The sequence below is a fragment of the Oceanispirochaeta sp. genome (assembly GCF_027859075.1).
Taxonomy (GTDB): Bacteria; Spirochaetota; Spirochaetia; order DSM-2461; family DSM-2461; genus Oceanispirochaeta.
Genome location: NZ_JAQIBL010000330.1, coordinates 1 through 7,029 on the forward strand (window position 1 = coordinate 1; position 7,029 = coordinate 7,029).

The 7,029-nt window shown below is 48.6% G+C and carries 6 protein-coding genes and 1 pseudogene; all 7 read right to left on the reverse strand.

Annotated features, from left to right (window positions below):
• Positions 1 to 178: 178 nt before the first annotated feature.
• Positions 179 to 1,345, reverse strand: coding sequence for a hypothetical protein (locus PF479_RS18660; protein WP_298009973.1), 1,167 nt, complete (start codon positions 1,343 to 1,345; stop codon positions 179 to 181).
• A gap of 25 nt (positions 1,346 to 1,370) precedes the next feature.
• Positions 1,371 to 2,621 carry an ABC transporter permease gene (locus PF479_RS18665; RefSeq protein WP_298009975.1) on the reverse strand — a complete coding sequence of 417 codons (1,251 nt, stop codon included), beginning with the start codon at positions 2,619 to 2,621 and terminating at the stop codon, positions 1,371 to 1,373.
• Between the two features lie 65 nt (positions 2,622 to 2,686).
• A complete protein-coding gene (locus PF479_RS18670; RefSeq protein WP_298009978.1) occupies positions 2,687 to 3,439 on the reverse strand; it encodes an outer membrane lipoprotein-sorting protein in 753 nt (250 codons plus the stop codon).
• 13 nt (positions 3,440 to 3,452) lie between these two features.
• Entirely contained in the window at positions 3,453 to 4,682 is a 1,230-nt protein-coding gene (locus PF479_RS18675; RefSeq protein ID WP_298009981.1) for an FtsX-like permease family protein, read from the reverse strand.
• Between the two features lie 158 nt (positions 4,683 to 4,840).
• The gene (locus PF479_RS18680; RefSeq protein ID WP_298009984.1) at positions 4,841 to 6,088 is read right to left on the reverse strand and encodes an FtsX-like permease family protein; all 1,248 of its coding nucleotides are present in this window, start codon (positions 6,086 to 6,088) and stop codon (positions 4,841 to 4,843) included.
• The gene (locus PF479_RS18685) at positions 6,088 to 6,768 is read right to left on the reverse strand and encodes an ABC transporter ATP-binding protein (RefSeq protein ID WP_298009987.1); all 681 of its coding nucleotides are present in this window, start codon (positions 6,766 to 6,768) and stop codon (positions 6,088 to 6,090) included. The genes PF479_RS18680 and PF479_RS18685 overlap by 1 nt, the downstream gene beginning before the upstream one ends.
• Positions 6,765 to 7,029: pseudogene (locus PF479_RS18690) on the reverse strand (hypothetical protein); the annotation flags it as partial. The pseudogene PF479_RS18690 and the gene PF479_RS18685, both read right to left, overlap by 4 nt.

Here is a 7,029-nt window from a genome sequence, read left to right on the forward strand (position 1 = left end):
TCCAGACGTCTGGATCCGGTGAGATTGACGGCAGCGGACTGATGGCAGAGGATGCTTTTATTAAAATTACAGGCAGTGGAAATGTCAACCTGAAAGACGGAACCCATATCAGAGAAATAAGAATGACCGGCAGCGGTGTTTTCCGCAGCCGATGAGTGTGATATGAGAGGGGCCGGTTTTAGTAGTTATATCTGATCCCGGTCATTAAGGAAAACCCGTTGACCCTGTCCTGGAGTGGGTCCCAGGCCTCTCCCCTGTCCCAGGAAAATGTAGAGGTTTCATCTCCCGCCAGAAAAGTACAATAGCCGAGTAGAAAGAAGCCCTGATAAATGTTCCAACCCGCACCACCGGTGATCATGGCAGAGGCGTCCAATGGGGAAATCACTGACTGAAGGGAATAGAAGGTACTGCTGGCAGTTGTCCAGGTAATTTCAGGATAGAGGTACACCCCGTAAATGGTATCTCTCAACTCCTTCTTTTCCCAGTTCTGATAGGGGAACCAGAGAGTTTCCAGCCTGAGATTCAAAGTATTGTTTCGATTGATTTCCTGCATGTGAAAAAGTCCGAAAGAAAAAATCCAGCTTTTTTCCCAGTCCCCCGAGGCGTTTTGACTCTGCTTCTGTTCATCTGTGGGAATAGCCAGAGAACTGGAAAGGTACCAGTCGGGCCCGAAGTTACCCTGCAGGCTGATATAGGGGCGATGGCCCAGGGCATCGGCTTGTACCTTTGTCTCACCCTTGTAGAGATAACCCCCTTCGACTTTGATTCCTCCCGCCAGGAAATAAGCCCGGCCGCCGATGGATGAACTGGTCAGTGAACTGACCTCCCCTCTCTCATAATCCAGAGCCGGGGGAAGGACGACTCCCTCCAGGAAGGCAAAGTTCCCCAGGGGAACATTCACAGCTGTCAGCCAGGCCGTATCGGACCGCAGTTCGGTCTGTGTTAAATCCAGGACAGGGTTCAGGCTGCCGAAGACAACATCAGCCGCATTAAAAACGACACCTTCCCCCCAGGCCAACCTGGTTTTGCCCAGGGTCAATTTGAATCCGGGCAACCGGGTCTTTACATAGGCTTTTTTAACCTGCAGGGTCGGCACAGAACTGACAGGAGCATTGGTCATATCCAAAGGATAAAATTCAATTTCTGTCTGACCAATAACATGGGGGTCACGGGCGGAGCGAAAGGTCAAAGCAGCATTCCCGGAACCCAGGTAATACCATTCATCCTCTCCTCTGTAAATAGTATTATACAACTCCATTTCAGAGAGAACCTGGCTTTCTGCTCCTCCTGTAATCAAGGGTAATATCATGAATATCAGCAGGAGCAGAGTCGTATTTTTTTTCATTGTCTGTATCCTTTCTCCCGAGTCATCAGTAATGCCTCAGTTCATCTACGATTGATAGATTTAATACTTTTTTGATGGTGATTCTGGATACAAGAACCGTAATCAACCAGCCTGTTATGACGGCAAAGGCAAAGGTTGAGAGATTCCAGGTACCCCACATGGTTCCTGAGATCCTGTATCCGAAATTCAAACTGTCATAGGCGCCGTCCAGGCTGATGCCTTTAATCACCAGAGGAATATTTCCAAGACCTCCCGCCACCACTCCCATCAAAGAACCGAGGATGCCGATCCCCGCTGCTTCATTGAGAAACAGTTTTTTTATCTCTTTATCATGCATACCCATGGACCGCATCATTCCCAGTTCCCGGGTCCTCTCCAGAACCGACATCAGCATAGTATTGGAGACTCCCGTGGCGGCGATGATGAAGACCAGGAACAGAATAATCACCGAACTGTATCTGTCACCATTGGACATGCTTATGTAATCCTTTGACAGATCCCTCCAGGTATGAAACACCAGCCCCTCCGGCAGAAAATCATTGATCCAGTTTGTGGTTTTCTCATTGACATCCTTGTCCGATGGCAGCTTGACGGCCAGCTCTGTCACACCGCCCCTCTGTTCCAGGGCCGCATCCGCCGTATCCAGAGGTATGTAGAATCCGGTTCTGTTAATGGATGGATTGGGACAGTCCAGTATTCCCACTACCACCAGATCCATGGTCTGGTAATACCCATCCCTGGTCCTGGTAACAAGGGTCATGGGATACCCCAGATCCGCCCCCAGATCATGAGCCAGCCACTCTCCCATAACCACCTCGTTTTGTCCGGATTCAAGCCAGCGTCCTCTGGAAACAGTTTCATCCAGAGCAAAGACTCTACTGTCTTCCAGGGGATCCAGGGCGGTCACAAGGATCTGCAGATTTCCGTCTTCCGGAAAAGGGTCCTGATATACGATCAGATCGGCAATAAAACTGATACGGGGAACCACTTCAAAGCCATTCCGATTCCGAATCATCTCCATCAGGGCCTTTACGTCATCCATAGATTGATCCAGTGGAAAGTAGTCCCGGTCCTCCCAGTACTCTTCTGTGGTGATTCTTCCGTGAGACATTTCATATCGAATCAGATTCTGTTCCGAAATTTCCATGCTGCCAGCCACCAGGGAATCCATAAGAATATAGACGGCAATACCGATGGAAAGAGCTGCCGCCGTGATGAGGGTTCTTTTCTTATACCGGAGCAGGTTCTTGATGGCCAGAGACCTGATAAAATTCATTCTTTGCTCCTTGATTTGAAAACCGGGATCACTGATTCAGAGGCCCGGCAGAAAGTCAAAAAGTGCTACCAGGAAAGTTGATCCAGAGAGAAGAAGTCTGATGCCAGTTTGATATTGGCTTTCGCTTCGTCCAGAATCATCTCGGTACTGGAGTTTTTCTTCAGTTTATCCTCCAGAACCATCCTTGAAATGATGACCTTACCATCCACTTCCATGAATCCCAGGACACGCATCTCTTTCAGGAGTTTTCCCGATTTTGAGAAATACTGAACCTGCTGGGGAATATAGCTGTCTTTCACGACCCAGATGGTCTGTTTCGTATAGGGAACGTTTCGGCTCTTAGCTGTCATTTCGATGACAAAGCAGTTTTTCCCCTCGACTCTTTCTTCCCCAACCAGTTTTACATCATACTTATCCAGAGTGTTATTCCCTTCGGTCATATCCTCATAGGAAATATCTGAACCCATCATAGACTGACGCAGAGCCGCCCCTTGAAGACGGATGACTTCTTCCGCATCAGGGAAGTATAAAAAGAGTTCATCCGAGGTTCTCAGGATTTTCTGCCCCGCCTCGGCGGCACTGGTGAATTCGATGAGGAAATCACTGCTCCCTTCAGACCAACTGATAAATGTAATGGTTTTGGTTCCGAAGCGGTCCCTGGTGATCAGGGAACCCCTGCTCTGCATCGAATCGAATCTCTGCAGATCGTCCATTTTAACTACGATCTCTTCTGCCGTCTGGGCAGCCAGCAAAACAGGCATCAGGAACAGGAATCCCAGAATAAGGACAGTCCGCTTTATAGTCTTTACTTTTCTCATATTTAACCTCCAGTTAAACTGCCCTCAGGGCTTCTACCGGTTCTATCCGGCTTGCTTTCCGTGAGGGGAAAATTGATGTGAATGAGGCCACAGCAACAGAATATATAAATACAAACACGGTGGACTTCAGACTCAGTTTAGGATAGATGACAGTAGAAATATCAAAATCGACACCCTCCATGGCTGCGCCCAGATTAATGCCCGTGGTATGGAGAATCTGAGTGATTATGATTCCCAGTGAGACTCCGATAAAGGATCCTATCATCGATATAAACAGGGACTCAAGAAAAAAGAGCCTCACCAGATTCCTTCCTGACATACCCATGGCTGCCAGTGTCCCGATTTCCTTCATTCGCTCAAAAATGACCATGATCGTCGTGTTCAGAATGACTGAGCAGCCCAGAACAAAGAAGAACAGAGCAAAGATGTCATACATGGTTGAGGCCATTTCAATCATGGAATAGGTAGTACTGATAGCCGTCCAGTCCATGATTTCAAGGTCTGGGGAGACTCCCGATTTTTCCTTCATAGAGGCTGCAACCAGAACCGGGTCTGTATTATTATCCGTTTTCACCAGGATCTCCTGTACCTGACCAGGCATGCGCAAAAAGTACTGAACCCGGTCCAGAGGTGCATAAAAGACTGTTTCGTTCAAAGAGCCTAATGGAAAAGCAGCCAACCCTGTGAGGACAAAAGTGATGGCATTGGTTCCTCTGGCGGCTGTGATAGAGAGGATAGTCATCTTGTCACCTACACCGACTCCCACCTTCTGTGCCAGTTTATAACCGATGAGAGCCTCATTTTTACCCGTCTCAGGAAGACGGCCCTCTTTGATGACTTCCGGACCCAGATCCTGGTAGAAAATTTCTGTATCAAAATTGACTCCCATTCCCAGGGCATTGAAGTTTTCTTCATCTTTGTAGATCCGTGCGGGAAAGCTGATGCGCGGACTGATCCCCGTCACCCCCTCCTCTTCCTGAAGCATCTTCATCAGAGACTCGGGATCTTCCACAGTCAGATGAAGAGGATTCAGACGCTCATTTTTTGAAAATTCAGCATTGCGAATGCGAACGGCCCCGGTGATGTAGGTCTGCAGATTGTACTGCATATCTTCCTTCATACCTTCCAGCAGGGAATAAAGCAGCACGATACTCAATGCGGCCACTCCAATGGCGGAAGCCGATAAGAGACTTCTTCTGATATTTCGGAATATATTCCGGAATGCTATTGATCCCAGTTTCATGAACAACTCCTTACTTGAATCCTATCCCTAAACCTACCAAGGCTCTAAATGGTCTTTCCTACCAAGGCTCTGTAGAGCCTTGGTGATTATTTGCTAAAGGCCGAAGGGCCTTGGTGATTATTTTATTAAGGCCTAAGGGTGCAAAAGGCCTAAGGGCCTTAATTGTATCTGAGACATACGGGGATTCCCAATTTGAGGGCCCGTCTCGTAGGCAGCCAGGCAACGAGAACAGCCATGAAAAGTCCAATGAAAAAGGCTGTCATAAAAGTGGCGGTATCCCAGGTCCCGTACATAATGCTCGAAATCCTGTACCCCATGTCTCCTTGTTCCAGGAGTTCGGAATAGTCAATACCCTTGTTCACCAGCGGAATATTAGCCAGGGCTCCCAGAATGACTCCCCCTATAGATCCCATCAGGCCGATGCCTGCGGCTTCCATCAGAAATAGAATGCGGATAGATCTGTCCTTCATACCCAGAGCCCTCATCATTCCCAGTTCACGGACTCTTTCGAAGATGGACATCAGGATCGTATTGGAAATGCCAACAGCGGCTATTAGAAAGACAAGGTAAAGGACCACAGAACTGCCGGATTTTTTGGCTTCAGCCAGGGCGACAAAATCGGCCCCCATCACCCGCCAGTCCACCAGACTCAAGCCTTTTTCTGCCGCCAGAGGAGCCAATTTTTTCAGGGCAATGGTTTCTTCCTCCCCCCGGGGTAATGAGATGTAGACTCCCGTGGCCCTGTCATCCATATCCAGGGCATAACGGGCCGTGTCCAGGGGAACATACATCCCATAACGGTTCACGATAGGGTTTTCACTTTCCAGAATACCGACGATGGTGAGATCCATGGTCTGGTAATAACCGTCGATGGTTCTGGTGACAATGGTGACTTCATAACCCACATCGGCACCCATATCCCTGGCAAGCCACTGCCCCATAAGCAGCCCCTCTTCTCCTGCTTCCAGATAGCGTCCCCTGGCCACATTGTCTTTTATCTTAAACACATCACTGTCATGATCTACATCAATGGCAGTGACCCGGACCTGCAAATTTCCATCTTCCGGAAAAGGATCTTTATAGATGATCAAATCTCCCCCGAACTCGATCCTGGGAGACGCCTCAATATGACGGCTTCTCAATGCATCGACGAGCTCTCCCGACTGTTCCACGGGACGGTCCAGAGGCATGTAACTTCTATCTTCCCAGTACTCAGGATGGAAGAAGGCGGCAGACCCTGTTTCATACCAGATAAGATTCCTCTCCGAATCCTGACCGATCCCTTTGAGTACCGAGTCCATTAGGATAAAGGCGGTGATACCAATGGCAATGGCCGAAGCGGTAATCAGGGTTCGACGTCCGTATCGAAACAGATTTTTCACTGCCATCTGCGGTAAAAAGGTCATCACGGCCTCCTTACGTCAGAGCTGATCTCTCCATCATGAATATTAACAAGGCGTCCCGCATATTCCATAACCATTTTGTCATGGGTTGAAAATATAAAAGTAGTCCCAAGCTTTTCATTCATGACATTCATCAGCTTCAGGATCTCTTCTCCCGTATGAGAATCAAGGTTGGCAGTAGGTTCATCCGCCAGGACAATCAGGGGGTTCTTAATAAGAGCCCGGGCCACGGCGACCCGCTGCTGCTGCCCCCCCGAAAGGCGGGAGGGTCTTCTGTTTTCCATCCCGGTCAGGCCCACTTCCTTAAGAAGATTCATGGTTCGTTCTTTGATCTCAGGATCCTTCAATCCCAGAAGCTGCAGGGAGAAGGCCACATTCTCATAGGCGGTCAGAACAGGAATCAGATTGTAGCTCTGAAAGACGAACCCTAGTTTCTCACGTCTGAAACTGGTCTTCTCATCTTTGGACAGTCCTGTGACTTCCCTGTCTTCGATGATGATATTGCCTTCATCTACCGTATCAATACAGCCGATCAGATTCAACAGTGTCGTTTTCCCGGATCCCGAGGGGCCGGCGATGGAGAGAAAATCTCCCTTATCAATGACAAGATTCACACCCCGGAGAGCTTTGACTTCACTGTCGCCGGCCTTATAGGTTTTCTTTACACCTTGAATATTGATCATGATGATACTCCTCCTGTCTCATTTCCGCCGTGTTGATCGGCAGATTCCTTAAGTATCTCGTTATTTTGATGCATGGCAGCCATTCCCATGGTAGTCCCCAGATTCCTGCTGTCCAGAGCCGAGGACGGCAGGATCATCAGAGAGCTTTTATGGCGGATTCCTTCATAGACCATATTCATGGCTCTCAGCTGCAACGCATCCTGATTATTCCCGTAGATTTCGGAAGCCTCCCGGAACTTCTTTGCCACATCTTTTTCCTCT